Source organism: Coleofasciculaceae cyanobacterium (assembly GCA_036703275.1).
GTDB lineage: Bacteria > Cyanobacteriota > Cyanobacteriia > Cyanobacteriales > Xenococcaceae > Waterburya.
Genome location: DATNPK010000032.1, coordinates 1 through 26,415 on the forward strand (window position 1 = coordinate 1; position 26,415 = coordinate 26,415).

The 26,415-nt window shown below is 42.4% G+C and carries 19 protein-coding genes and 1 pseudogene; 5 read left to right on the forward strand and 15 right to left on the reverse strand.

Features of this window, described 5'->3' with window-relative positions; all coding sequences use genetic code 11:
* The 7 genes and pseudogenes from V6C71_08325 to V6C71_08355 all read right to left on the reverse strand — a co-directional run bounded on the left by V6C71_08325 (window position 1) and on the right by V6C71_08355 (window position 6,389).
* Window positions 1-363: pseudogene (locus V6C71_08325) on the reverse strand (IS6 family transposase).
* Window positions 278-2,068 (reverse strand): AAA domain-containing protein, encoded by a 1,791-nt coding sequence (locus V6C71_08330; GenBank protein ID HEY9768504.1) that lies wholly within the window; start codon window positions 2,066-2,068, stop codon window positions 278-280. Before V6C71_08330 ends, V6C71_08325 begins: the two are co-directional and overlap by 86 nt.
* A 270-nt stretch (window positions 2,069-2,338) precedes the next feature.
* Complete coding sequence (locus V6C71_08335) at window positions 2,339-3,244, reverse strand: ParB/RepB/Spo0J family partition protein (protein HEY9768505.1); 906 nt, start codon at window positions 3,242-3,244, stop codon at window positions 2,339-2,341.
* Entirely contained in the window at window positions 3,231-3,872 is a 642-nt protein-coding gene (locus tag V6C71_08340; GenBank protein ID HEY9768506.1) for a ParA family protein, read from the reverse strand. The genes V6C71_08335 and V6C71_08340 overlap by 14 nt, the downstream gene beginning before the upstream one ends.
* 213 nt (window positions 3,873-4,085) lie before the next feature.
* Entirely contained in the window at window positions 4,086-4,946 is an 861-nt protein-coding gene (locus tag V6C71_08345) for a DUF6753 family protein (protein ID HEY9768507.1), read from the reverse strand.
* Window positions 4,947-5,067: 121 nt separating this feature from the next.
* Window positions 5,068-5,793: a mobilization protein gene (locus tag V6C71_08350; protein ID HEY9768508.1), complete on the reverse strand. Its 726-nt coding sequence runs from the start codon at window positions 5,791-5,793 to the stop codon at window positions 5,068-5,070.
* A gap of 17 nt (window positions 5,794-5,810) precedes the next feature.
* Window positions 5,811-6,389 carry a hypothetical protein gene (locus V6C71_08355; GenBank protein HEY9768509.1) on the reverse strand — a complete coding sequence of 193 codons (579 nt, stop codon included), beginning with the start codon at window positions 6,387-6,389 and terminating at the stop codon, window positions 5,811-5,813.
* Between the two features lie 284 nt (window positions 6,390-6,673).
* Here V6C71_08355 and mobV point away from each other — a divergent pair, with 284 nt between their 5' ends.
* The 5 genes from mobV to V6C71_08380 all read left to right on the forward strand — a co-directional run bounded on the left by mobV (window position 6,674) and on the right by V6C71_08380 (window position 14,122).
* The gene (gene mobV, locus V6C71_08360) at window positions 6,674-8,476 is read left to right on the forward strand and encodes a MobV family relaxase (protein HEY9768510.1); all 1,803 of its coding nucleotides are present in this window, start codon (window positions 6,674-6,676) and stop codon (window positions 8,474-8,476) included.
* A gap of 182 nt (window positions 8,477-8,658) precedes the next feature.
* Window positions 8,659-8,979 (forward strand): hypothetical protein, encoded by a 321-nt coding sequence (locus tag V6C71_08365; GenBank protein ID HEY9768511.1) that lies wholly within the window; start codon window positions 8,659-8,661, stop codon window positions 8,977-8,979.
* A complete protein-coding gene (locus V6C71_08370) occupies window positions 8,979-9,428 on the forward strand; it encodes a PIN domain-containing protein (protein ID HEY9768512.1) in 450 nt (149 codons plus the stop codon). The genes V6C71_08365 and V6C71_08370 overlap by 1 nt, the downstream gene beginning before the upstream one ends.
* A 165-nt stretch (window positions 9,429-9,593) precedes the next feature.
* On the forward strand, window positions 9,594-10,244 hold the full coding sequence (locus tag V6C71_08375) for a site-specific integrase (protein HEY9768513.1): 651 nt from the start codon (window positions 9,594-9,596) through the stop codon (window positions 10,242-10,244).
* 566 nt (window positions 10,245-10,810) lie between these two features.
* Entirely contained in the window at window positions 10,811-14,122 is a 3,312-nt protein-coding gene (locus V6C71_08380) for a plasmid replication protein, CyRepA1 family (GenBank protein HEY9768514.1), read from the forward strand.
* A 21-nt stretch (window positions 14,123-14,143) separates the two neighbouring features.
* On the opposite strand, the gene V6C71_08385 is transcribed toward V6C71_08380, so the two are convergent.
* The 8 genes from V6C71_08385 to V6C71_08420 all read right to left on the reverse strand — a co-directional run bounded on the left by V6C71_08385 (window position 14,144) and on the right by V6C71_08420 (window position 26,267).
* Entirely contained in the window at window positions 14,144-15,055 is a 912-nt protein-coding gene (locus V6C71_08385; GenBank protein ID HEY9768515.1) for a GIY-YIG nuclease family protein, read from the reverse strand.
* Between the two features lie 42 nt (window positions 15,056-15,097).
* A complete protein-coding gene (locus tag V6C71_08390; GenBank protein HEY9768516.1) occupies window positions 15,098-17,806 on the reverse strand; it encodes a phospholipase D-like domain-containing anti-phage protein in 2,709 nt (902 codons plus the stop codon).
* A gap of 8 nt (window positions 17,807-17,814) precedes the next feature.
* Window positions 17,815-20,733, reverse strand: coding sequence for an anti-phage-associated DUF1156 domain-containing protein (locus V6C71_08395; GenBank protein HEY9768517.1), 2,919 nt, complete (start codon window positions 20,731-20,733; stop codon window positions 17,815-17,817).
* 12 nt (window positions 20,734-20,745) lie between these two features.
* Window positions 20,746-21,339, reverse strand: coding sequence for a DUF3780 domain-containing protein (locus V6C71_08400; protein ID HEY9768518.1), 594 nt, complete (start codon window positions 21,337-21,339; stop codon window positions 20,746-20,748).
* A complete protein-coding gene (locus V6C71_08405) occupies window positions 21,329-24,397 on the reverse strand; it encodes a DUF499 domain-containing protein (GenBank protein HEY9768519.1) in 3,069 nt (1,022 codons plus the stop codon). The genes V6C71_08400 and V6C71_08405 overlap by 11 nt, the downstream gene beginning before the upstream one ends.
* Window positions 24,388-25,161 (reverse strand): PDDEXK nuclease domain-containing protein, encoded by a 774-nt coding sequence (locus V6C71_08410; protein HEY9768520.1) that lies wholly within the window; start codon window positions 25,159-25,161, stop codon window positions 24,388-24,390. Before V6C71_08410 ends, V6C71_08405 begins: the two co-directional genes overlap by 10 nt.
* Before the next feature lie 2 nt (window positions 25,162-25,163).
* Window positions 25,164-25,757 (reverse strand): recombinase family protein, encoded by a 594-nt coding sequence (locus tag V6C71_08415; GenBank protein ID HEY9768521.1) that lies wholly within the window; start codon window positions 25,755-25,757, stop codon window positions 25,164-25,166.
* A 183-nt stretch (window positions 25,758-25,940) separates the two neighbouring features.
* Entirely contained in the window at window positions 25,941-26,267 is a 327-nt protein-coding gene (locus V6C71_08420) for a hypothetical protein (protein HEY9768522.1), read from the reverse strand.
* Window positions 26,268-26,415: the final 148 nt, after the last annotated feature.

Consider the following 26,415-nt stretch of genomic DNA (forward strand, 5'->3'; position numbering starts at 1 on the left):
ATGAAAAAGCGTTTAGCAGCTTCAGCATCTCGTCTGGCTGTCAGCAAAAAGTCGATTGTATTGCCTTGACTATCCACTGCACGATACGGACAGCTCACGGTGGCGAGGCAACCTCGCCACCCGTGTCCTCACAAATACTTCCACTGTTTCTTAACTTTTACATAGGTCTCGTACCTCACGCCAAGAGTCATTGGTAGACTTGAGATGAGGCTGACAACGCCGATCTAATTGTGTCGCATAATGAAGAACCCAACGATTAATGGTGCTATGGTCGACTTCAAGTCCTCGTTCCAACATCATTGACTCTAAGTTCCTGTAGCTGAGAGGATAACGGCAATACCAGCGCAGGTTGAGTAGAATAATTTCTTGTTGGAAATGTCGCCATTGGAAAGGTAGTTTTGAATTCATCAGAAGAGTCGAGGTCGTGAGTATTATTATCAGTTCTTACTATACTACATAGATATTTGCGTTTTTTGCGACACAACCCAATTTTCTGTTGTTTATCTTGGGCGATTTTGTGGGCGTTTAGTTTGTTTTGATAATTTGTCTCTAGGATTTGTTTGTGAGTTATTAATTGCTTTTGCTTTGACTCGAATTTTTTTTCTGTTATGAGATAAGTAGCGAATTGTTCTGATGATGCTAATAACTGACGAAGAATCTTAGCAACTTCAAGTTGAGCGTTAAGCCGTTGTTCGCAGTCTGCGGAGGTATTTTGCAACCAATTTTCAATTAAATTCTCTTCGAGAAATGGCTCTCCTTCCAGTCCAACAGAGCTTTTGTTTCCTTTTCTAACAGCGCGGATTGCTGGATTATGTTTTAGTCGGGACAGAGCATTATCTACGGCTAAGTTAGCTTGAGAAGCGATTAATGTACGTCCTCCTCGTAAAGCAACCTGATAGCAAATCTCTGCAATTACAGTGGTTTTACCTGTTCCTGGTGGTCCTTGAATTAATGCTAAATCTGGTGCAGACAGCACTGTCTCTACGGCAGCTTTTTGAGAGGAATTAGTAGTTTTCAGTAATAAATCTTGTGGCTGAATTTGGACTATTTCTCTGGGTTCTCTGGCTTGGTCAGCATCAAACAAAAACTGACCTAAATAGGGATTTTGCGTTTTTCCCCTGTCTAAGTTTTCTAAAGCTTGTTTCTTCCGTTTAATTTGAGTGAGATCGCCACGCGCCTCGAAAGATAGCAGTCCTTCTTGTAGTAATTCATAATGTCCTTCAGCAAGGGAATCAAATATCTCAGAATCCAAACTAATTTTGAGAAAATTCTTTTCAGAATCTATTGATTCAATCGTTCCTAATTCTCTTCCATCACTATTACTTGAATTATTTTCTAACAGCTTGATGTTTTGATTATGCGCCCGTTTAGCTCTTTGCCAAAAATCATCTAAAGCAAGATAATTTTCAGCTTTGCCGTTTAAAGTTGCCGATTCAGCATCAACAGCAAAAGTAATATTTCTGGTTGCTTCACCATAATTATGACTGACAAAAGGTACGCAGAATTGTTTTTCTTTAGCTAGACGTTCTTCAACTCCCACAAAAGCTTTCCAAGCTTTTAACTGTTGTTCTGTTGGGATACAATCTTGTTTAAATGGCATATCTGCCATACGTTCTATTATTTCGTGTGGTACTCCAATACCATATTTATAATTAGAGCGAAGACGAAGATAAAACGGCGCACTGAAAGCATCTTGCTTTCCTTTATGCATTGGAAGCAATTTAGTGGAGAGTATTTTTAAACCACCCTCTCCATTTGAACTGACAGCAGCTCTTAATCCTAAAGTTAACCCCCGCTCTTCTAGTCTTTCAGGTAATTTAAGCCCATCTGAGTCTGTCGCTATGGTTAGTCCCCATTTTTGTTCACCTGGTTCTCTCCCCTGTCCTTGACGAGTTAGATAAAATAGCCGAGGAGTTTGACAAAAGAGGTCTAACATTAATTGTTCGGCAATATTTTGAGGGTTTTGGAACTCTAAATTTTCTTCTAAAGCTGGTTCAATATCTAGAACAAAATTTTTGCTTGCTTTGTATGTGAATTTATAGCCCCAGTCTTCATAAGAATTGTTCATAGTTGCCATCTAATGCTTGATCGCTACACTATGTTTAGTGTTCCCATTCCCATCAAAAAAAATCGACTTATATTATATTGGTATGAATAGTGGCAACAAGCTCGCCCAAGAGAGTAAACTTTTGGCAAATGCTTTTCAGATTATTTTGCAGGTTTTATATTAGCCTCGGCTCAAATTCCCCGAAATGCTAATTTCGGGGAATTCTGGCGATCGCTGAATAAATTAAACTTTAGTTTATTTGTTATAGCAGTGGATGGTGGAGGTTCTTACTCAATACTTTTCTTCGGCAATCAGCTTCTCTAATTTTGACAACAATGATTCTAATTGTTTTCGCTTTTTTGAATCACTCCAAAGTTTCTTCGCTTTCTTGGCTTCCTTATAAGTAGTGTCAAAGCGAGTTTTTAATTCTGACTGTTGCTTGGGAATTTGCTCTGCTTTAACCAGTTCGCGAATTTGACTCAATGATAATGAGTTGGCGAGCGCTGATTCTAATAATTGAGTTCTAGTTTCTCGATCGCCCAGACGAGCGATCGCTTTAGCTTTAGTATATTCAATTTTCCCTGCTCTGAGAACTTCGAGGATATCGACTGGTAGATTCAGTAAAGGTAGACGATTACTAATGAATGAATCCAATTCCATCAACCCGAGAGAGTCAAAAACACCTTGAATAGACTCAACTTGTGACGAGCCAATAACGTTATTGGCTGACCTACCCCGCACCTGTTTTTGTAGTTGATGGAGTAGGGGAGAAACCTGTTCTATATTGGTTTTCAGGCGTTTTGACAACAGTTTTAAAATGCCTTCAGTTTCCTCTACAGGATTCAAATCTTCCCGTTGAAGGTTTTCAATAATGGCAATTTCAATTGCTTGCTCATCACTCAATTCGCGAACAATAACTGGTACTTCCGTTAAACCAGCTTTCTTTGATGCGCGATAGCGTCTGCCCCCCGCTACCAATTCATATTGATTCAGACTGGGCAGTTTTCGCACCAATAACGGTTCTAAAACTCCGTGCTTTTTAATAGTTTGGGCTAACTCTTCTAACTTCGTCTCATCAAAATACTGTCGCGGTTGATAGTCAGGTAACTTAATGTCCGTTAGAAAAGCAACCTGTACTGTTCCTGTTTTTTCTCCTCTAAAAATAAAGTCTTCGACTGGTTTTCTAGTTCTCGCCACTGAGTTTCTCCCAAGCTTCTTCAAAGAGTCGATTGAATTCTGTTGCTGCACTATGGGCTGCACTACCGCCCATTTGCCAGACTACCTGACCTTGACTGGGTGCGTCTGTGATTACCTGTCGGTCATAGATTACTTCATCTAATAAATCAATACCGCTTGTGGCTAAAGCAGCTTGAGCTTCTCTGAGTAACACTGTTCCCTTTTTGGCTTGATTTAAAAATAAGGCAGCAGAGGGCATACCTCCACGCAAATCTCTAGCCTGGCGAATTAATCTAATCACGCGGTTGCTGCTGTGCATATCCAATCCTGCTGGTCTACAGGGTACTAAAGCTATGTCAGCACGAGTAAGAATGACACGGGTAGTTTCGCTCATGCTTGCAGGACCATCCACCACCACAAAACCATATTCTTCTTTTAGCTGGGGTAGTCGCTCAAATAAATCATCAGGATCGTTAATAATCTCTACTTTTAAATTCAAGTCTTCAAGCCAAGTGGTACTACTTTGTTGGGCATCGGCATCTACGACTAACACCTGACCTCGTTGAGAAAGCCAGTAAGCAAGATGGACAGAAGTAGTGGTTTTGCCAGTGCCACCTTTTTGATTGGCAACAGCGATAATTTTGCTCATCTATTTAGATATTAAATTTATCTGAGTTAAGGGTAAGTCAGATAACCTCAAAAGGCGAACAATTTTTCGGTGAAAATTAATAACTTTAAACTGATATGAGACTCTATGAACTTTGATTTGACCAATCGGTTGTGCCTTTCCACATCTTTCATTTAGACTTGGACGTACCGGCTTTAATCGTATTTTTCTTTCGACAATTTCTGAAATTATCTTTTACTCTACTCCTTCACGTTCGGGAGAACCAGGAGGAACAATCCAAACTGTGCATTTAGGATTTTTATCGTCTTGACACTTAACGATGCGATCGAGATTCCAGGTTGCAATATTCCGCCCAAGTTGGTCGATAGCACCATTGTACTTTTGGAAGGTCAACCAACCGCCAGCGATAAAACAGGCTCCTCCGACAATAACTAAAGCTGATAAAGGGGAATACCAATCAGCGAACTTAAACCATAAAGTCTTTTGCTGAAGTTTTCTAAGATCGGCGTAAGAATCATTAATTTGCTGATTTACATTTTCCTGTCTTTGAACTGTCTTATTCATCCACACAATCAAAGCATTCATGTTCTCAATATTCTTTTCTCTGTCTGCTTTAGCTTCAGCCTGGAGTGTGGCTAATGTTTTAGATAGTTCCTCATTCTGCTGTTTAGTCTCTTTTACCTGCTCTAAAGTCTCACTATTGGCCTCAGCCATCGCCCCCACCGTACTCATGCCTGCCTCCTTGATATTGGAGACACACTTTTGACTAACAGTCTCCATTTTTTCCTCGAGCACGAGAGCCTGCTCCTGCTGTTGTTCAGAGATCTGAGTCATAGCAGACATTAGCCTAGAAAAGCTTTTGACCATTTCAAGCTTCCATTCCTCTAACAACCGACGTAATTCTCTGGGAGCAGCTTCTAAGAACACCCGTATCTGTCCCGTTGAGAGCAAAACCATGAACATTGGGTCATTTGGCTCCAATCCACTGAGATTAACAATCTCAAACACCTTTGCCTTCATCTCAGGCGGCTCATTCGGCATACAAAAATCAATAATCTTTCTGGCTTTTGCCGCACTACCATCAAGCAGACTCATTTAATTCCTCGTTGTGAATTGGGTTTCTAGTTTTTTAAATAGCTGTTAGCTTTTAGCTTTTAGGACGCGAAGCTAATACCACAAGGGCACAATGTCCTTTAGGGCTGTTAGCTTTAACAAATCAAGATGCTGACGCTGATTCTGTCTCTGAGTCGATTGCCCAAACCCCAGTACTGTCAAAAGCAGCATAAGCAGCCTTAAGAAAATTAACTACCCGCTGCTTACCCAACACAGTCAAATCAGATGACTTAGTAGCATCATCAAAACGTAACTGCTTCTGATTAATCAAATACCGTTCCTGATAACCCAGCTTCGGAAAATCAATTACTTTCACCCCATACCCCGCAATCAGCTTAGTCAGGGACTTATCATCATCAACCTGGGACCACTCATCACAAAGCCCAAAGTTTCTCACCAAAACATGAGTCATCTGCTCACCATAATGGTCTACTGAAGCTTGAAAAAGTCGAATACTGTCATACTCACCGTTAGTCACAAACCACTTACAAAAACTAACGTCATACTCCTGACCAATTTCAAGTAACTGATTATTCTCAATCCATGCCGTAACTGCCCGATTAACCTGACTCGGCAAAGAAACAATCACAGGCTGCTCCATTGCCATCTCAAAAATCCGATCTGCCTTACTAGCCTGCTTCTCATCCTCACTAAAAACAGCAAATTGACATTGCTTCTGATAGACACGATTCACATCAGGATTAGAACGATCTGTCTCCACCGCCACAAAAGGCAAAGAACGATCTAATCCATACTGAATCATCGCTCTAGTCACAAAAGACTTACCTACTCCCCCCTTCTCACCATCAATCAAATGAATAACTGCCATCTTGCTCCTTTTCTTTGCTAATAATCATTAAAGTCACCAGATAAATCATCATCAAAACCAGATAAGACTCTAGGTTTAGTAACATTCTTAGACCCTTTAGCTATTGCCTGATTATTAGCAGAAACCTTCTTGCCCATATTACGAGATGATTTAGTTTGATTCAAAGGATTTAAATTAACTGCTTGTTCTGAATCCATATTCTCTTTCATCCTATTAATTCCAGCATCGGAATTACCAGTCCCTAACTCTTCTTTAGAATCAGTAACATTTGTTGATAAAACTGAAGTCGATTTAGAACTAGATTTACTTTGAGTTCTTCGCGAAGACGATTTCTTATTCTTACTTTTACTATTCTCAGTTAAATACAGTTTCAAAGTGGCAGCAGAAACTAAAATCTCTTGTTCGGCTAAAATCGACGACAAATCCTCATAGCTATAACCTTTCTTCAAAGCACTATTCAACTTACCTCGAAGAAAATAAATACTTTCTCGCAGAGTCAGTTCTTCAACTGGTTTAGATTCTAGCTGGTCTAATTTATCTAATACAGTAGTGAGTTTATTAACATGAATTTTCTGATTGGGTTTAGCCTTAACCATCGCCGATTACTCCAGTATTCGCGTCTGTGATTTATTGCCATACTATTAATAATCACACAAATAGCAAGTCGCTTAAATTGAACTTTGGTAAACTAAAGTATCGCAGTTTAAAGATCTTCTTCTTTTCCCAGTAGCATTTATCCGAGAGAGAAAAAATTGTAAATGACGGTACTACTCACTACACAATTTTTGCCTTCGGCACCGCTGCGCTAAAATTATTCCGTTCGCCAATCGGTAAATTTCTTTACCTTCAGACTACACCACAACTGGGAAAGAAAAAAACAATGCCCCACGCCATCGCCAGAATAGCCAAACTCAAGTCAGGAAATGTCGGTGCTTCAGGTCAGCATACCAGAAGAGCGCATCAAACTCCAAACGCCAACCCAGAGATTAGTAACATTCGCTTTATTGGTCAACCAGATTCAATGAATCTGCCTAGCTTAGAAACCATCGTCAGAGAACGCATTGGCGACCAAACCATCCGCAAGAATGCCGTCCTCTGTGTAGAGATGTTATTAACCGCCTCTCCTGAATATTTCCGACCAGATAACCCCAGTCAAGCAGGCTATTACGAACCAGAGCGATTAGCCGATTTCCAACAGGCAGTACATAGTTGGTTAGATAAAGAGTATGGCGATCGCATTGTGCGAGCCGAGTTACATTTAGATGAATCAACTCCCCATGTTCATGCTTATTTTGTACCTCTAGATGAAAAAGGTAAACTCAACTGTCGGGGAATATTTGGTGGGCGAGAAAAACTGAGTAAGTTTCAAGATAGCTACGCCGAAGCCCTCTCACCTTTAGGACTAGAACGAGGTATCAAAGGCAGTAGAGCCAAACATACTAAAATTCAACATTACTATGCTGCTGTTAATAGATCTCCAGATTTAACTTTAGACAGGTCAACTATCGAGCATCAGTTAGCCGACAGACAAAGAGCAATCAAAGAAAAAGAACAGGCTTTAATTACCGCCAAACTATTATCGAGAGATAAGGAAGAATTAATTCAGCGATTAAACCAAGCTGAAATTAAAATTAAATCTCAGAATCGAGAATTAACCAACTGGAAAAATAAGTATGCAGACATCGCTAAATCGGTGCGAGATTTACCGTTAAAAGATGTGACATATGAATTAGGTTTAGAACCAGATCCCAAGGATAAACATAAGTGGCAGAATGAACACCATACCATTAACATCACAGGTAGTAAATTCTACGACTGGAAACAGATGAAGGGTGGAGGTGGAGCAATCGATTTAGTGATGCACATTAATGAATGTGACTATAAACAATCGGTAGCCTGGTTGAATGAGCGTCTAGGTGAAAGCGCAACCATCGAAGCTGTTACCTATAAAACTAGAGAAATAATTAGAACCGAACCAGTAAGAGAATTTGTGCCACCAGTACCCGCACAGAGTAAATGGCAGTACGTAAAACAATATTTAACTCGTACAAGAAAGTTACCTAGTGGCTTAGTAGATAGACTCCATGAACAGGGATTAATTTATGCAGATCAAAATCAAAATGCGGTGTTTATTCGTCGTTCATTGGACGAGCGAACTGGGCGAGGTTTCCTCGCCTACAGCACGCGCGAGGATGAAAATAAAATCACTGGGGCTAATCTTAGAGGTACGGCAGGATCTGATAATCAATTTAAAGGATTAGCTAAAGGTTCAAAGAGGAAAGAAGGGTGGTTTTACTTTACCAAGGGAGAACAATCGAGCGATCCAGTTAGAAGAGTAGTTTTAGTCGAGTCTCCTATTGATGCGATGTCTTTAGCGGTGCTAGAGCGAACTGATTCGGTCAAGACACTTTACTTATCTACCGACGGGGCGGGTCAGATTCCCACTGAGTATTTGGCAGAAGTTAAGGATGTGGTGATTGCGGTAGATAATGACCCTTCTGGTGATTTGATGGCTCAAAGAGTTAAAGCTCAGTTGCCGAATGCAGTCCGTAAAACGCCTTCATCTATCGATTGGAATCAGGATTTAGTAAATACGTTTGATTGGTCTAATCAGAATCGAAGCAATGAAGTTAATAGGCAGCCTCGACATGAACCAGATACGGGCAGAGGATTGAGCCTTTGATAATAGTAGATTTTCAGCGTTCGCAGTTAAAGTTGACTCAGTTACAAATCAAACACAACAATCATAAGGTTATTTAAGACGGATTCATTACATTTAATTGAATGCCAATAGTAGAAATGAGACAATATATATAGCAGCCCAATAATCCCAGCAGCTTTTTTTGAAGTGATGATAGCAGCACAATGAATCCAAGATCTCAAGATACTCCCACCCCAAATAGCAGCCAAGAGCTTGAAAAAATCGTCGGCACACTGTCAAAGATTACCTCTCGTTCGCCAGAGGAGATTAAACCACATCTGAAAGCATTAATAGATCGCTTGAGTCATACAAAAGAAGAGAACACCCGCGATGATTTGGCTTCGGCTTCGTTTTACACCAACTCTACCCATGAAGAATGGTCGGCAGAATTCCATGATTGGGTAAATAGCCATAAGGGGAAAGATATACCCGTTCTTAGTGATGAAGCAATGAGCAGGGAAAATATGTACCCAGATCGCTGGTAATGGCTTATCTATTAGATACAAACATCCTGCTACGAACCATTAGTCCTAATGACCCGATGCACATTGAAACAGTAGCAGCGATTGACATCTTAAATGCTGGTCGGGAACAGGTAATTATTGCCCCACAAAATTTGATTGAGTTATGGAATGTCTGTACTCGTCCAGCCGAGAGAAACGGCTTGGGATTTACCCCTGAGAGAACCAGAGCTGAAGTTGACCGTTTAAAAAGGTTATTTATCTTTATTCCCGATACTCCAGCCATATTTCCCGAATGGGAACGGTTAGTGACCACCTATGAAGTAAAAGGGACAAAGGTTCACGATACTCGCTTGGTGGCGTTTATGCTGGTTCATCGATTAAGTCAGATCCTGACTTTCAACGTCAAAGATTTTCGACGCTTCAGCCCAGAAATTACTCCAGTTAGCCCCAAGGAAATAGTCAACTCCTGAACTTGGTAAAATTCATCCTTCTATACGGTATCTGCCAAAGCGATTACGCGCTCGCGTAGCCGAAGGCTCGCACCTGCCCCATATCTTCAGTAAAATTCCGCCAACACTTTCTTTATATGTCCTGAATTCTATAAGATAGATTTATCGGGTGCTGAGATGAACTAAATGAAAGTAGATCGGCATGGCAAGGCAAAAATACTCACAACTGAAGAAATTAACCTCGTATTTTATGAGGGACTCCACAATGATCGCGATCGCGCCATGTTCGCCATCTGCCTCTATACCGCCTGTCGAATTAACGAATGCGTCACCTTAAGAACTACCGACGTTTATTACCGTTTAGGACAAGTCCGACCCGAAATCATCTTCAGAAAAGGCGACACCAAGGGGAAATTAGGTACTAGATGTATCCCAGTAATTGAAGATTTACGCTTAATGCTGCTTAAGTATTACCCATCTCCCCGCACCTGGCATTACTTCCCAGGCTTAGGCAACCAGGGACATCTTCATCCTGGATCTGCCAGCCGAGTTCTGCAAAAAGCCTGCCGTAAGGTAGAAGTTCAGGGAGTAAGTACCCATAGTTTTAGACGTACTGCTCTGACTTTGATGAGTAACGAAGGAATTCCGTTACGAATTATTCAGGAGATAAGCGGTCACAAAAGTTTAACTGAGCTTCAGAAATATCTGGAAGTGACACCCGAACAGGTAAAAGGTGCGGTTTCAAGCCTTTCCATGCTTTCTCCTGTGAAAAAATCGCGGTTTGATGACACCCCCACAACCAAGAAGAAAACACCGCAAAATAATAACTCTTTTTAAGCTGAGGCGGTTTTGCTCGATTTTGGGCAGCGAAATAGTAGATAATTCGGGATGAAGCGATTTTATTTGAAGCTATGTAAAAGCGATGCTGCCCTAAAGGATTAGCTTCGCGTCCGCGTTGCGGGTCTGTGACCCGTTGAAGCGACTGCATCAAGAAGCTGTTGTCTCTTAATTAAGAGAAACGACCGCCTTTAAGACATACAACGCAAAATCGCGACTACTGGAAGGTGCAAGCTCCAGAAATCGCGAAATTAACGTTTCTTTGTCTAATTGAAAAGCAGAGAATTAGCCTAGTTTTTTCCCAAAAACCTAATTCTTGCCATGTTACGAATAAATCATTTTTGACCGCGATACTTATTAATTTGCATTTAATAAGCTCGCTTGAAAGGTCGAATCTGACTTATCCTTTGTTCACTTAGTAATGAACTGTCGTGACTACTACTAGCCAAAACCAATATCAACCAATAGTGTGCTGACTTGATCTAATTATAGTTCAGGTTAGCACGATTATTGGTCTTTACGATTCAATCGCTTCAAATCGTAAAACTTAGTAATGAAGCCGACCTATGAAACTTCCGTCTGAAAGCGACCACAACCAAAATGCCCACATTGCCCCTCACCACTTAACTGAGTGGCTTAAAAGCTCGGTAGACGAGCAGTTAACAACTCTTAACTTAATTTCTCTGTCGGGATTTACGACCTACGAGTACCTGCTTTATGGGCTTTCTCGTTCCGAACGCCGAAATGACGGCAGATTAAGGGATAAGTGGTTAAATCGCTACTCTACCCTAGAAGATGGGGGATGGTGGAGTTCGGGGCTTGACCCCTTGAATAACTGGCTGCCGATGATTTGGGGTAGATATAAGCCCGACAATCCGAGGATTATTGGCAGTAAAGGCAAACCAATTAGATATGAGTCTCCCCCAAAAGTCGCTAACAGAGTTACCTATTTCAACGTTCCCCAGCATATCTGGGATAAGGTAGCCCAACGCTACGGCATTAAGCGTTACCTGTCTCCCCTAGCTCAACGTTTAACCGCCAGAACCAAACCCTTATGCTTTTGGGAGTGGGTACAGCAGCATCCTGAAATCCCAATTATCTTTACCGAAGGAGAAAAAAAGGCTGCCTGTTTACTTTCAATGGGCTTTGTGGCGATCGCCTTGCCTGGTATTTGGAATGGACGGGTAGGTAAAAAAGGACAAGAAAGACTACATCCTGACTTGCTGCCAATGGCTCAAAAGGGGCGTAAATTTACCATCCTTTTTGATTACGAAACCAAACCAAAAACCCGCTACGCTATTTATCAGGCGACTCTCCGCACTGGTCAGGCAATTGAAGCGAAGGAGTGTGAGTGTGAAGTAGCAATCTTACCTGGCGTTGAAAAGGGCGTTGATGATTTTGTCACCGCTCGTGGTGAAGACGCAGAAAGCTTATTGAGCGCGATTATCGATGATGCTTACAGCCTCAAGGATTACCGACGGCTCTGTTTTCCCAAGAAACGGGGACTCAGTAATAAATATCCTCCCAATGTAAAACTCACTACTCGATTTCTCAGCAACGCTGTAAGCCTGCCAACTATGGGACTGGTGGTTCTCTGGAGTGGTATGGGGACGGGTAAAACCGAACTCATGGCAAAATTCCGCGAGTTGTACCCGCAGATGCGCTTTCTCAATCTCGGTCATCGGGTCAACCTGCTCAAAAACCTCTCCCAAAGGCTCAATACACAGATGTATTCTGCCATTTCTCAAGGAAATTTAGCTAAAGCAGTGGGGCTTTCAATTACCGTTGATAGCTTACACAAACTGCAAACTCAGCTTAATGAGTACGGATGTATCTTTATCGATGAAGCCTGTCAGTATTTGGCACATCTGCTTCATAGTAAAACCTGTCGGGAGCATCGGGCAGAAATTTTAGAGGTTTTAGAATTTTTGATCCGCAAAGCTAAATTAGTTGTGTTAGCCGATGCCCATATGGATGATCTGACCGTTGATTTCTTCCGTGCCATGCGCCCATTCGGTGAAGTTCCTTTTATTATTAAAAATGATTACAAGGAAACTGGCAGGACGGTCTATTTTTACGAAGGAGACAATAATAGTGCTTTGGTTTCTAAGATTTTTACCGCCTTGATGCTGGGCTTAAAAATCATGGTGGTTTCTGACTCGAAGAAGTTTATCAAGAAACTAGAAGCTGCCATGACAGTCAAGGTATTCGACGATCGACCACTTTTCGGCACTGAAGGTCAATTAGACAGCAATTCGGAGAATAAGTTACGCATTTGGTCGATACACGCCGAAAATAGTGGTAGTGAAGAGAATGTGGCGTTTATCAAGGATATTTCCGAAGAAGTTAAAAAGGTGGATGTCCTCTTAGCTTCACCCAGTTTAGGTACGGGAGTTGATATTCCCAATTACCATTTTGATGCGGTATTCGGCGCATTCCACGCGGTAAGCCAAACTGCCACTGAATGCGCCCAATCTCTCCACCGCTATCGTCCCCAAGTTCCCTTACATATCTGGGTCGCTCCCCGTCCGCCTTTTGGGTACAAAGAAACCAATGCTGCCAAAATTAAGGAGCGGATGCTTGAGCTTAACCAGATGACGGCATTTTTAATCCGCATCGACCCCGAAACTGGCAGAAGAGGCGCAGAAAAAGACTGGGCGTTAGATGCTTATTGTGAAATTGAAGCCAACCGCAACCGTTCGATCAATAATCTACGGGATGATCTACATTCCCTGTTGGGCGAGATGGGGTACAACCTAACGAATGGCGAATCAGAAGCCGATCCTTTAGTTGCGATGGAGTTAAAAGAAGCTGGTCAATTTTTGGATACCGCCCATCAGTTAGCTGTAGTTCAAGCAGCGAATATCAGTAGTAGCGAATACCTAAGCCGTCAATCTAAAGATTTTCTTCAACCTGAAGAAATTGTTGAGTGCGAAAAATATCGACTTCAGCGCGATTACGGAATGCCCGTAACTGAAGAGTTAGTCAAACGGGATGCTGGGGGTTATCTGATTAGTCAACTAATTGCCTTAGAATCGCTACTATTACCCTCTGAAGGAGAAATTATCGATTCTGTTACGGGTAAAAAGTACCCCGCACCACCACAAATTGTAGCTCAAAGGGATTTAAGAGAACGAGATAACCTACCCCTATGTATGGATTGGCATAACTACTCTAGCAAATGGCTAGCCCGTCATATTTTGGGTTTACCTAAGATATTAGCTCGATTACTGGCAGGGGAAGAAATTAGTGCCACTGATTCCGATGTGGTGCAGATGACCAAAACTGCTGTGATGGCTCGCGCCCAGATTAAAGCCGTTCTTAACCTCACTATTCCCCAGAATTGCTCACCAATGTGGTTACTAGGAGTATTGCTAGGACAACTGGGATTAAAGATGATTGGTCACAAAAAAGGCAGACGGGGGCAACAGGTTCGCTATTACAGTTTGTCAGTTGAAGAATTAGTCTTTGCTGTAGAAGTATTGCAGTACAGGGAGCGACAGCGAATTGAAAAAGACGAACGGGAGCGGGAAATCGAAGAACAAAATCGGATTTATCAGGCTATAATACCCTCGCAGTATGGGATTGAGCAGCCAGACTCGACTGTGACCACCCCCCCCCTAAAAAGGGATATTCATCCTTTAGAGGGAGTGGTGGATACGGTCGATAACTGCCCTGAAAGTACAGACAATAGTTCAAATGAATCATCACCTAACACTCTAGAGAAGCTCAAACCGTATTTTGATTTATTAGAAGAAACGAGTCATGTAGGCTTTTCTGTAATCAAAGAGATTGTGGTTGGGCTTTTAGCAAACAATTTTGTGCCGAATTACATTATTAAATCGATACTGATTGGAGGATTATTAGAATGCAAATAATAAAAATGAGCTTTCAGCTATCTATAAAATATCTGAAAGCTTCGAGGCTTGTTTGAGTTTTTCTAGGTTCGTATATCTCAACCCCTGCATACATCCTTTGGGAGCATCATTGAAGGGTATGGGAGATATTTCGCTGGCAGGCTTTGAAAAGATGAGCTTGTATTTACCACCATCACCAAATGGTTCGATGCGCTCGACTGGAGCAACATGAGTGATAGCAGAAACGGGTGCTGTCTGGTAGGCAGCAATGTATCTGATCTTATTAAGCATTCCACCGCCGATGCGGATAGCATACCAACAGTTTTGATTCAGAAATACTCGCTTGAAGCCCTCCTCTTTAGCTGGTACTATCACCGTATCGTTAATTAATTGATTGGTAACACTAACAGAATTAATCGCTGTTTCTTTTGGTTCTGCTACTGGCTTGGGAATTTCAAAAACCCGCAGTCCCACTAAAGGTAGTATTTGAATAATTTCTTTGAGAAATCCCTGCACGTCCGCTCTTTCAGATTCGGTAAGGGCAGGTTCTTGAGGGGCGTTACCATTATCAAGATGGCAGCGACCAGCCTGACTTGCTCGCTCTATAAGCGCATACTCCAACCATGTGATATGAGCGCGATTGAGACCTCCACTGTTGGAAACAAAACTTATACCCCAATTCCAAAAATCCTTATTTTGGTAATGCGCTTCAATCCTATTTTTGATGCCGTCTCCCTGCCCGATGTATAACGTCTGTAGCTCATCATCTTCCTCTTGATAGCCTACCAGAATATACACTCCAGTTTTACAAAATTCTGAGCGATTCCTAACCTCACGCCATTCAGATCGGGGGAAAGCAATGCCAACTCCCGTCCAGTTCATTCGATCTATAATCCGCACCCCTTCAGGGTCGCCGTCAGGTACAAAAATTCGTATAGTAAAAGGTTCAGACATAACTTTTTGGACTTTCCTCATTTATCAAAACATTAATTCTCTCTACCACCCCTTGCGAAGTACCGAAAGTTTTTCGGCTTCATTTAAAATATTCGAGCAGCTTTCCCACTCGATATTCTCGATTTGACTGTACCGTTCATCAAAGGGGTGTGCTGGCTTTATATTTTGAATTAGTTTTTTTGCTTGTTCTTCTTCACCGACAGCGAGATTAACCCAGACATCTTCTAAAACATCTGGAATTTGACCGAATAAACCGTGAATTTCCTCTAGTCGTGATGAGAGTAATTCGTGAACCCGATCTTCTACAGAATCTCGGTAACGAAGATTGAGAATAAATATTTCATCCCTTATTTGACCGATTCGCTGAATACGTCCTTTACGTTGCTCTAAGCGAGTTGGATTCCAGGGAAGGTCGAGATTAATCAGCGTTCCTAGTCTTTGCAGGTTTAGCCCTTCGCTGGCAGCGTCCGTGCCGATAATTAAGCGTAATTCACCTCGACGTACCATCTGCTTAATCTCATCCCGTGCCAGACGTTTAAAGAGACCTTGTTCGATAATTCCCGATCTAGCTTCTCCTGAATAGATCCCTATTTTTTCGTCTCGTAAGTCCTCGGCTGAAAGCTGCATAGCGAGCCACATCACGGAATCGTAGTATTGTGAAAAGATGATGCACCCTAACTCCAGCCAACCCTTCTCTAAGAGGTAGTGCTTGACCTCTCGGTACTTGGGGTCTTTTTCTTGATTATCTTCTAACAACTGACGACATTGACGCAACAGCTCTATTTCTGCGCCAGAGAGGTTACGAAACTCACTATTATTGACGTTATCTTCTAACTCCTCGTCTTCTTCATCCCAGAAGGTCGAGCGATTCTCCGTTTCCTGCTCATTTTTTTTGAGCAGATTCTCGATAGTCTTTTGCCCCGAAGCCATCGTACTGCCGATTCTTCTAAGAAGCAGCGTTTTGTACAGTCCAGCAGATCTGACTCTTTGACCTAGAAGTTCGCAAAACTCTTCCGCGTGTTGATAGGCTTGTCGGCAATAAAACGGTAGCACTAATGATTCATTGCTACTTTCGCCAAATAGTTTGACACGAACGGGCTTTAAGTATGGCTCACCTATAGAGTCGTCAATTTTGGTTTCTAAATAAGCACGAGTTCTTCTGACAATATGACGAATAAAAGGATTGTGCTGTCGCCCATAATCGTAAAGCACTTTATTCACCTTGGTAATGTCGGGGAGAGTTAGCTTCTTAATAGAATCACCAGGAGCAACATAGTCATCATCTTTTATTCCTAAACGTCGGCGAATATTGCGAAAGCTGCGGTCTTCGCTCGCAGGTGGGAGGGGATTTCTTAACCAACTCCACGCCTCATAAATGTCTTCGGGAATTGTTTTTTCCCCCATCACTATGGGAATTACTTCTGCTGGTTTGCGCCAGTTACTCCATTCATTACCCAGTACCTGCTGGCTACCGACACCAAGTACGTTGAGCATATCCCAGGCTTCAATGGGATGAAGCTGTACGGGGGTAGCAGTAGCTAAAATCATGCTTTTAGTGCGATCGCTTACTTCTAATAGAAACCGCATCAGATTATTAGGGTCTGCTGGCTCATTGGGGCTGTTGTCGCTAATTTTTTTACGCCTTGCTCGATGCGCCTCATCGACAATGATGCACTCGAATTTCATCGCTTTTAGGAAATCAACTATTTCTGAACCTGAAGTAATGAGTCCTTGAGAAATAATTCCGATTCGACGGGGGCAATTTCTAATGGATTCTGCACCTTTAGAAGGGTACTCCAGACCCTGTTCATCAATCCATTGCCGACCATCCCAAATCGCTGAAGGGATACCGATTAAATCTTTTAGCTCTCCTTGCCACTGTAGCACCAGGGGTTTAGGAGCAATTACCAGCACGGGCTTATTGCCGTGTAGAGCCATTAACAATCCTGAAATGGCAAGCTGTACAGTTTTTCCCAATCCAACCTGGTCGGCAAGAATATACCGCGCACTTCCCTTGAGGTGGTCTTCAAATGCTTTTTTGATAAAGAACTTTTGATGTGCCCATAAGCCTAATTCTTGGCGATACATCGGTGTTTCAACTACCGCAGAAGCAGGGTTTGGTTGTGCTTCTTCTAGCCATTGCTGGCGATCTATTACTACGCGGTGAGCGATACGGTTAATATCCTGGATAACAAAATCTGCTAGGGGTACTGCATGGGGGTGATTCCATAAAGCGTTAAATTCTTCTTGTACCCAGGCGATCGTGTCGGGACTATCATCTTCCCACACCAGTTCGTAATTTAGTTTCCAGGCGGTTTTGCTTTCGTTGGCACTACCTAGAAAGCTGGTTTTACTGCCGTCTGTGTAGGTTATAACTCCTGCCTTGCCGTGAATCAGTCCAAATACTTCATCGGGTAGTACCCGCACCTGCATTTTGCCCTGAGTTAAAAATTCAAATAATCTGGCAAAGCGAGGGTGGGATAGTTGAGGTGATTTTTCAGGTTCTCCCGCGCACCAAGAGCGACGAATTGCTTGTTGGGCAGCCTTGGCGGTTTCGACATCCTGAACGGAAAGATCTGAATTACAAACAACTCTAATTGTGCCTTCTAATTTTTCTAGTGCTTCCCCTGCTACTTCTAGGATACTGGAGCGAAAAAAACCAGCAATGCGATCGTAGCTCACTGCCCCTTGGAGTTTTGGATTGATAAACTGGAGATCTAAACCTTGTCGCCGTGACGAATAACGCTGCATTTATTACCTCACCCGTGATCGTTTTCCACTGCCCCAGCTAAAACGCGGGCAGCTTCTGCATCCTTCTGCCAGTGAGGAAGATGGGGAATATGTTCTAATCGGCTCAAGTAGCGCAAGATTTCCAGCGATCGCTTACGAGTATTCCAGTAGTCAGGTACTTCTACCTTGAGGTAACTTAAACCCTCTTGAACGGTTTCCTTGCTTGCTGTCTCAAAGACTGCAAATAACAAGTGTCGTACAAGACTTTGATCGAAGCCCTCGCTCTTTAAGTGCGAGCGTTTAAACTCTGAAGCGGTTTTAAACCGAGCTTCGTTGGATTTAGTTTTGGCATATAGGAAATTATAGTCACGTACTCCAAACCCTTTGGCTAATTCTTGATAAGCACCGTTCCTAAATTCGCCGTGCTTTTCTAGTTCCACACCTTTAAGATAAAGACGTTCATCGGCAGTGAGACTTTTCCAATAAAACTCGGAAAAGTCTTCGGGAACGAGGTGGTTACAGGCAATTTCTACGGCGCGGTCGATTACCTTTTCAAATTCAGACTTTTCTGATTTTTGACGATCGCGGAAAAGTTCGTGTTTGATGTCCATTCCTTCAATTTCGCCATACTGAGTCAGTACCCGCAAGGCAGCAGCATAAGCAGCAAGCTGATAGTCGGTGTCGCCAAAGTTAGGGGCATCTTTATCGTCAATAGCCAGCATCTTATCAAGTTGTTCGCGAACTTCATCTTCAATAAGTGGATAAATTTCATCGAGGAATGCTACATCATCGTTTAAGCGTTTTCTGAGTACTAGAAGGACAGTACCTTGAACGTAGTTACCTTTTTTTAATCCCGAAGATGTCTCGGTTGCTATTGTCCACGCTGCGCTTACTTGAAGCCCAGCAGCCCAGAGAATCATTCCTAGATCTGCCCAAACCGAAGGATCTTGATGAGTGAACATGACAACCTGCATACCATTGTCTGGCATATGTTGGGAAAGATTAGAGTAAATCTCTACCATCGATTTTTTAAAGTCTTCACCTGAGCCTGAAACAGCTAATGCTTTTCTAGAATCTGGATAACATTCTGGAAAAACTGAAGAGAGAAATCTTTTGTACCAAGCCAAGAAAAATCCGCTAAGTTCATGATAGTTAACGGCATCTGCATAAGGAGGATCTGTTATCCATAAATCATTCGTAAAATTAAATGATGAACGGGCATCATAAGTTGAGGCAATAAATTTATCGTTACTAACAGTTGCCGTGACAAATTCTTTTACAAAAGAACTCCGCATTAGTTCTCCAGTTCGGATTGGATAATTATACTGAGTGTTTAATGCTTGGTTTGCAAAAGTTTGCTCGGATTTTCCAAACGCACTAACTTTTTGACTAACGTTCCAAGTACATAGCTTGGAATTCCAGTTACAACATGATCCCACACAAAGTAAGTTTGCCAACAAAGTAGTTTTGTAATGACTAGATTCTCTTTTTATTACTCTTTCAATTGCCTCTAATAAAGCTCCATGCCATAAAAGTTGCCTTGGATTAAACAGATGATGCCAATGCGTCCATCCACGTTCGCGAAATAATCGGGTAGTTTCATCACCGTGTTCAATTGTCTTGCTAGGAATAAAACCTTTTTCTTGCCACCCTTCAAATCGCTGTTCGAGCAATGATAATACCTTTCTTTCGCGCTCTAAGTCAGCTTCTGTTACCGAAGAAAAATGCTTTCTGTTTTTCTCTTGATCCTGTTCATCGGTATAAGTTTCAACCCAACGGACACAATAAAGCCTTTCTTGGAAAATATCATTAGGGCGGGGAACAAGGTCATCATTTTCCCAGAGCCTTAATCCGTAGATAGTTTTCCCGTCAACCCGTCTATCTCCTCTAATCTCAGAAATCGCAAAATCATCACCTGTTTCTGGACAGATTAAACGACCTTTTTTAACTGTTCCTTCTTTTGCTTTAGCGTATGTTTCTTTATCGGCATTCTCAACAATTTCAAACTTGTAACGCTTGTTATCATGGTCGGGAATTAAGACAGCGACAGTTTTATTCTTTTCGGCAATCACCCAACTTGGAGCGAGGGGAACTAAATATCCAGTTGCAGGACTTTTTGCTTCTACACAATAAAGGTAAGCATCTGCCCGCCAACCTTTATCGTTATGCTCTATACCCCATTCAGCAATTTGTTTGTCTACTTCAATAAAAGCTTTTTCTTGGGCTTCTTTTATTTTGTTTTGTGTTTCTTCACTACCACCAACAATATTAAGACTTGCCCATGTCAAAAGGGCTGCTACGGGATTTAGGTCAGATCCATAAGCCTCACAGCCAATACGTGCAGCTTCAAAAGGAATTGAGCCACCTCCACAAAAGGCATCTCCTACTTTTGGAACGTGACCAAAACGTTTTTCTCCTAACTCTTTGACTACATCGCTAATTGAGTTAGCTGATGTTTTTAGATGAGCGTTAATTTCAGTCCATGCTTCTTTGCTTGGTTCTCCAACTTGTTCGGGGCGATCGCAATAATTTAGCTTTTCATCATAACTGAGACTATCAAAGTATTTTCGGGTCAGGCGATCTCGTTCTTCCTTCTGATTCTGATTGTTCCACCTAACACTTTTGCCACTAACGTTAAAGTATTTTTCTTTCTCTGCATCTGATGACCATTCATAGACACTTTTTGCGGTTACACCTTTGCAGCGTTGCCACAAACCATCAGCATCCATTGTCAGAATTTTTAGGAAAATTTCTCGATCCTTTTTCGGCTCGTTAGAAGCGGGCATCAATAATCCGATAATTACTGCACGCACGAGAATCAGTGGTTTTCTCCCCCACCACTTGCCAAGTCCTGTCAGTGTCTGACCAAGGTTAGCTTTTCGCTCCTTATAACTTTCCTTAGAAATCAAAGAAACTGGAAACTGCTCTTCAATAAATGCTTTCTGCACTACTTTAGCCCCTTATCTACCCGATAATGTCAATTCAAATTCGCTAGTTCGATTCCGCAAAACACTTTCCATTACTGGATTCTCTGTAAGAGCAAATCTGACAGCTTTTCGCCATCCCCGATCGCGATCGTTAGTTGCGTGACCTGTAGCAGCATTGGTCATCGTGTACAGCCACCACCTTTCTTCGGGAGCAAGCCCCAACCAGTTACGGATAGCAGTGGGAATCAGGGCAGGGTCTGCATCTTCAATTGCCCACGCAAGAAGCGTCAGCTCTTTACCCAAGGTGCGGTCTACAGGAACTTGTCCTTTAGTAAGCCAGCGACCAGTTTTGACTCCCATTGCTCGCAGACGGCGATTAAATTCAGCTTTTACCTCTTCTTCAATTTGTGACCATGCAAAGCGTTTAAGCATGACTTTTAGTTGCCTGTCTTCATCTTTAAAAGACATTTCAGCAGGCTCATCACTTCCAGGTTGATAATGAAAATGTTCCGAGATTAAGACTTTCGCGTCCTTAGCTTTTGAAGCTGGGAGTGTTACTAAAAAACAATGCTCGGTCTGTTCGTTACTAAACCCAAAACCAAGAACTGATTTTTTCTTAGATGTCATTTTGCTGTACCTCCCCAGGTTTTGGTTGATGTTTCAGGGCTGCAAACCAGTCTTTTAAGGACTGACCGCGCTCTAAGGTGATTTTTTCCACGTCAATCAAGACTTGACTCCCCCGACCATCTTTAAAAATGCTTTGGAGGTAGGCAACTAGTTCTCTGATTTGTGTTCCGCTAAACTTACGGTCAGGCGCAGCATCATAGCTGACCGCTCCTGAGTCATCGTTGGCTCGAACCTCCAAACTTACTCCGTAGGCTTCCCCTTGGTACTTCTCTAGCTGTTCAATTAATTCAAATGCTTCTTTGGCGGTAAGCCCCTGTTTTTTACATCTCCAGGTTGCTGCCTTGTCAGCCGTAATTATGTCAAGAATCCCTCCTTTTTTGCGAAACTGTTCGGCATCTATTTTCTCGACTTCAGAGGAGACTCCTCCACTTTCGGCATAAGCCAGCACGAAACGACTTGATTCGGGAATTGTAAAAGGACTGTCGTAACTCCCGCCGTAAGACTTGGGATCTGAACCGTCGGTGGTGTAGCGAATCTTGCCTTCTGGAATCGCTTTAAATTCGATTTGCCAGTCATTAGAATTTTGAAAGACTCGATGCTTGAGTACTATCCTATTTTTCCAAGGGGCAGAAGCACCCTGAACGTTTTTGCCTTGGGTATCAAAACACTTAAACGTAATACAGAGGTCTTTAGTCTTAAAGGCTTTAAATCCTCCAGGTGCGTTAGCTACCGAACAAGATGCACTGGTTGGTTCGCTCTCCCCAATCTCGTATTTCACATCATCCCCATAAATTGGGCTTATCTTGAGCGTTACTTCCCCCGTCTCATCATCACGACTAATCTCTTTAACTCCCACAGATGTCTCTGGCGGAGGTGGTTGCGTGTTAATCGCTCCACCTTCATCAATCCAAATTTCCTGTTCGAGCATTTGCTTTTTAAGCTCATCTAAGGCTTTGGGATGATGAAAATTCCAGTCTGTGTTTGTGGCAGCCCGTCTCCTCACTTCATTCCAGGAAGAGGTTTTTTGTCCTGCAAACAGCCTAGCTTCGCATTTTTTAGTAAAGGTTTGTGACCCTACATCGGTAGTAAACTTTTGTACTTTTTCGAGGGTGTTACGAATTAAGGTTTCCCCATCAAAATGGTTGCCCTGAAAGTGAATCCGATAATCGGTAGTGCGAAACCCTCCCTTAGCTGGATATACCAGAGTAGTAAAGGTTTCTTGTAAGGCACTGCGGAGACTCAGCTGAATCTGATCGAGACTCTTATCGGCTTCTACATACTGTGGATCTCTCGGTGAAATGCGATCGCTATCGAGTTCGGCTTTAATCGAAAGAATCGCCTTATATTGTCTTGCCTGTTCCACAATACGCGCCATTGTTTCGTGAGAACCCGTTAGGAAGAGGACGCGATTTTGAAACTCTTGGTCTTCGGCAAACCTATGCCAACTGTCACTCAGTTTGCTTGAGGGGTGTGGGTTTCTGGTTGGTTCTGTAATGATCAAAGTTACTTTGTCGATCTCTAAACTCACTTCATCTAAGCCAGGAAGCACTTCTAATTTCTGGTAACAATCTTTCGTCTTTGGTTCAAATAACTCAGTTAAGTATGACCTCAGTTCCTTTAACGTCGTTTGTTCGTTATAGGAAGTTGCTAAATAATGAAGCTTGGCAGCAAGATTCTGGACATTCTTAAAAAACTGTCGTCCATCTTGACTGCGATGAAGATACCATCCTTGAGTCGGCAGGTAGTCAATTACTGAATTCTTGATTGTAGATAAGTCCCGTTCAGGGGCGCACAAAAAGCCAACTATATCGCTCTCTCGCAAACCGTGAGTAGCGTTGGGAATGTTTGCCAGAGAAGAAACAAGAATCAATTTTGCCACATCTTGAAAGTCTGTACCCCCCATCTTTTTATCGAGTTCTTCGGCGACCGAATGACCGTCTTTAGCAATATCGTGAGTAATCGCTTCACCCAAACTGGGGTTGATTGCTTTGACTTCAGAGAGTATTTCATCGTTATTGAGGTCTAGATCGTATGGATGCACCAGCATTCGCTTCTCTGCTTGCCCAGTGTGGTACATATTTGCCACCACAGCCCGCAGTAATCTGATTAACCCTCGCGTTTGCTGAAATCCTGGGTTCTCTTTAAAGCGAGCGTATAAATCTCGCATCGAAAAATGAAACGGATAGGACTCTACCAATTGGGCAGCATAGGAATCGGGAGAGGCATTAGTAACGTCCATTTCTTTGGCATCTTTGACCGATTTGGCGTAGGCATTAGCGACATCTTTGATAAGTGACTCGTCGGGAAGTTTCTCAAACAACCTGGTACGAAGAATGTGATACACCTCATCACCTTGGGAGCTGACGGGTTCTAGTCGTAAAGCCGAACGACCTGTTTCGTTTTGAAGATTTGTGACTGCTTTATTAAGCTGTCCCGAACCACCTTCCCAAGATGCAGTAAGGTCTGAGATAACAACGCACACATTAGAAAGTTCTGGTCGGTCTACTGCTACTAGAAGATTAGAAATTGCTGTTGCCGTAGCGACTGAAAGGTCAGAATTGCCTATTTCTATTGTTTCTGCATTTTCAAGATATGGGGGGAGCTCATCTAAGAATATCAGTGTGGATTCGCCTTGAAGAAGATTGACCCACGCCGATACTCCAGGAGCTTGTAAAGGAGCATAGTGATCGTTAAACACCTCTTTTCTGCCTAACTGCTGTGCCAGTTCTCCCCAAATGCCAAATTTGGCATCAGCCTCGCGTCCATTAAAGCCAATAACTCTTACCGAACCAACATTAGAACCGACTACACCCTTACCTAAAACAGCATCTCTCAATTCTGGGTGTTTTGCTAATAGTCCCAGGGCAATCATGCTATGGGTTTTACCACCACCCATCGCCTGAGCTAAGAGAAACGTACTTGCTTGACTATTTTGATTGTTAAGCCTGCCAAAAGCTTTTGTTATGAGCGTGTGCATCCCGCTGGTAATATAATTTTCCTCGAAAAAGCGATCGGGCTTGATTTTGTCTTCGAGTAAATCTGAAATATTTAGAACCACATCTCGACGAGAGCGGTCAAATACTGACTGCCGACAAAGGAAAAGCCAACCCCCAACTCTAGTAAAAAGTCTCGCATATGGGCAATCAAAGCACGCTCTAAATCTCTTTCTTGTGCCTCTTTTCCCAAACTCAAGAAATCAAAATTATAGGGTGATTTTAGAATTTGCTGTGCTAAATCAGACTGGGGTTTAGGTAAAGCTTGGTCGAAGTTGGTAATTGCCTTACCCTGTCGCTGGTATAATTTACTCTCAATTTGATGTTCTAGAACAGACCTGCTCCAGCCATTTTCGATGGTTTGCTGGATGTACCAAAGACGCTCATCTTGTTTCTTAACCGAGTCTAGAATGCGGACATTATGACCCCAAGGAATTTGTGCAACAAGCTGTTGCACTATTTGCTCATCTGGGTAAGTATCCGCAAATGCTCGCATATAATTGATATTGCGACTAGAAAATCCCTTCATCTCAGGAAATTCAGCTTTCAGGTCTTTTGCCAGCTTATTGATGACTTTAGCTCCCCATCTCTCAATATCTTGCCGTTCGAGAATCTCTCGACCAATCTGCCAGTACAGCAGCACCAATTCCTTATTAACGGCTAAGGCTGCCCGAACCTGAGCGGTGCGGATGCGCTCTTTAAGGGAACTAAGGAAGCTAGCATAATTATCGGGAGCTGGTGTATTGATCACGTAATGGTTAAGCCTTTGTTTGGTTATAAAGTCATAGTCTCGAACACTATAGTGTAATTGTCCAACAGGTTGCTGCACATTTATGGTGACTGCTTTTCATACTTACCAATGTCCACCTTCCGAAACCGCAGGTATTTATAAAGCGTGGCTTTAGAGATGTTTAAATTCTCGGCAATCTGGTTGACGGGCATTCCTTCTTTATAAAGACTTTCAGCAACTCTTGCCTTTCTTTGGGCATCTTCTGAGAGCCCAGGTCGTCGTCCTCCCAGCCTGCCCCTGGCTCTGGCAGCAGATAATCCTGCATTGGTACGCTCGCTGATAATTCCTCGCTCAAATTCTGCAAGTGCTGCAAAGATATTAAATACCAGCTTTCCTTGAGCGGTACTGGTGTCAATCGGATCGTTTAAGCTCTTTAAGCCAATTCCGCGCTGGCTTAATTCTTCTGCAAGCTCGACTAAGTGCTTGAGCGATCGCCCCAGTCGGTCTAACTTCCACACCACAATCGTATCTCCCTCGCGAGCATTCTTCAGCATCCGACCTAATCCTGGTCGCTCCGCCTTTACTCCACTCACTTTATCGGTATAGATTTTATCGCACCCATGCGAACGCAACGCATCTTTCTGGAGGGTCAGTTTCTGATCTTTGGTGCTGACATGAGCGTAACCTAATAGCATTACATTGCTCACTGTTTAATAAACTCATAAATTAAGAGTATAATAAACAGTGTTTATTTAAACCGCAATAGTAAACAATGCTAAAAATGAGGAGTTTTAAAGAAGAGACTAATTGTAACTTTCAGAATAAAGTGGCGTAAAATCTTTAGAGTTATTTGGCGTAATAATAGTTGTTTTGACTCATTAAATAGACCCAATTACCAAACATTCCCTAGCAGCTTCAACTACCTCTGCGGTGATACAGTTAAGTTCGTTAATTTTAATTACGCGTTGAATCTGCCGAAACAGCCGATTTAAAAGGCGAAAATTACCATTGGTAATGCGAGTAATTGCTGCGATCGCTTCAGCATCTGTAAAATCATTCGGATTTATACTCAAATCAATGTGTTCCCAATAATGCTCTAACAAAAACCGCATTTGTGATTGGCTCAAAGCACGGTAATTATGAGCAAAACCAATACGAGAGTATAGCTGAGGATACCGAGCTAGACGTTTTTCCAGTCCACGCATTCCAACAAAAATGTTATCTAAGCTAAGAAGTCACCTTCTTAACTCGACTACAGAACGCAGCATGACAATTTCTCGTCACTGCGCTCCTCAATGAGATGATTCCTGTCTTGAATACTTCTGTCTGTGCCATTCAATGTAATCTTGACGA

Excerpts from the sequence above, each read along its gene's own strand:
- V6C71_08365 (HEY9768511.1), top strand. The coding sequence starts at position 8,659 with ATGAATCCAAGATCTCAAGATACTCCCACCCCAAATAGCAGCCAAGAG.
- V6C71_08415 (HEY9768521.1), bottom strand. The coding sequence starts at position 25,757 with ATGCTATTAGGTTACGCTCATGTCAGCACCAAAGATCAGAAACTGACC.
- V6C71_08350 (HEY9768508.1), bottom strand. The coding sequence starts at position 5,793 with ATGGCAGTTATTCATTTGATTGATGGTGAGAAGGGGGGAGTAGGTAAG.
- V6C71_08385 (HEY9768515.1), bottom strand. The coding sequence starts at position 15,055 with ATGTCTGAACCTTTTACTATACGAATTTTTGTACCTGACGGCGACCCT.
- V6C71_08375 (HEY9768513.1), top strand. The coding sequence starts at position 9,594 with ATGAAAGTAGATCGGCATGGCAAGGCAAAAATACTCACAACTGAAGAA.
- V6C71_08345 (HEY9768507.1), bottom strand. The coding sequence starts at position 4,946 with ATGAGTCTGCTTGATGGTAGTGCGGCAAAAGCCAGAAAGATTATTGAT.
- V6C71_08340 (HEY9768506.1), bottom strand. The coding sequence starts at position 3,872 with ATGAGCAAAATTATCGCTGTTGCCAATCAAAAAGGTGGCACTGGCAAA.
- V6C71_08400 (HEY9768518.1), bottom strand. The coding sequence starts at position 21,339 with ATGACATCTAAGAAAAAATCAGTTCTTGGTTTTGGGTTTAGTAACGAA.
- V6C71_08420 (HEY9768522.1), bottom strand. The coding sequence starts at position 26,267 with ATGCGTGGACTGGAAAAACGTCTAGCTCGGTATCCTCAGCTATACTCT.
- V6C71_08380 (HEY9768514.1), top strand. The coding sequence starts at position 10,811 with ATGAAACTTCCGTCTGAAAGCGACCACAACCAAAATGCCCACATTGCC.
- V6C71_08370 (HEY9768512.1), top strand. The coding sequence starts at position 8,979 with ATGGCTTATCTATTAGATACAAACATCCTGCTACGAACCATTAGTCCT.
- V6C71_08355 (HEY9768509.1), bottom strand. The coding sequence starts at position 6,389 with ATGGTTAAGGCTAAACCCAATCAGAAAATTCATGTTAATAAACTCACT.
- mobV (HEY9768510.1), top strand. The coding sequence starts at position 6,674 with ATGCCCCACGCCATCGCCAGAATAGCCAAACTCAAGTCAGGAAATGTC.
- V6C71_08330 (HEY9768504.1), bottom strand. The coding sequence starts at position 2,068 with ATGAACAATTCTTATGAAGACTGGGGCTATAAATTCACATACAAAGCA.
- V6C71_08390 (HEY9768516.1), bottom strand. The coding sequence starts at position 17,806 with ATGCAGCGTTATTCGTCACGGCGACAAGGTTTAGATCTCCAGTTTATC.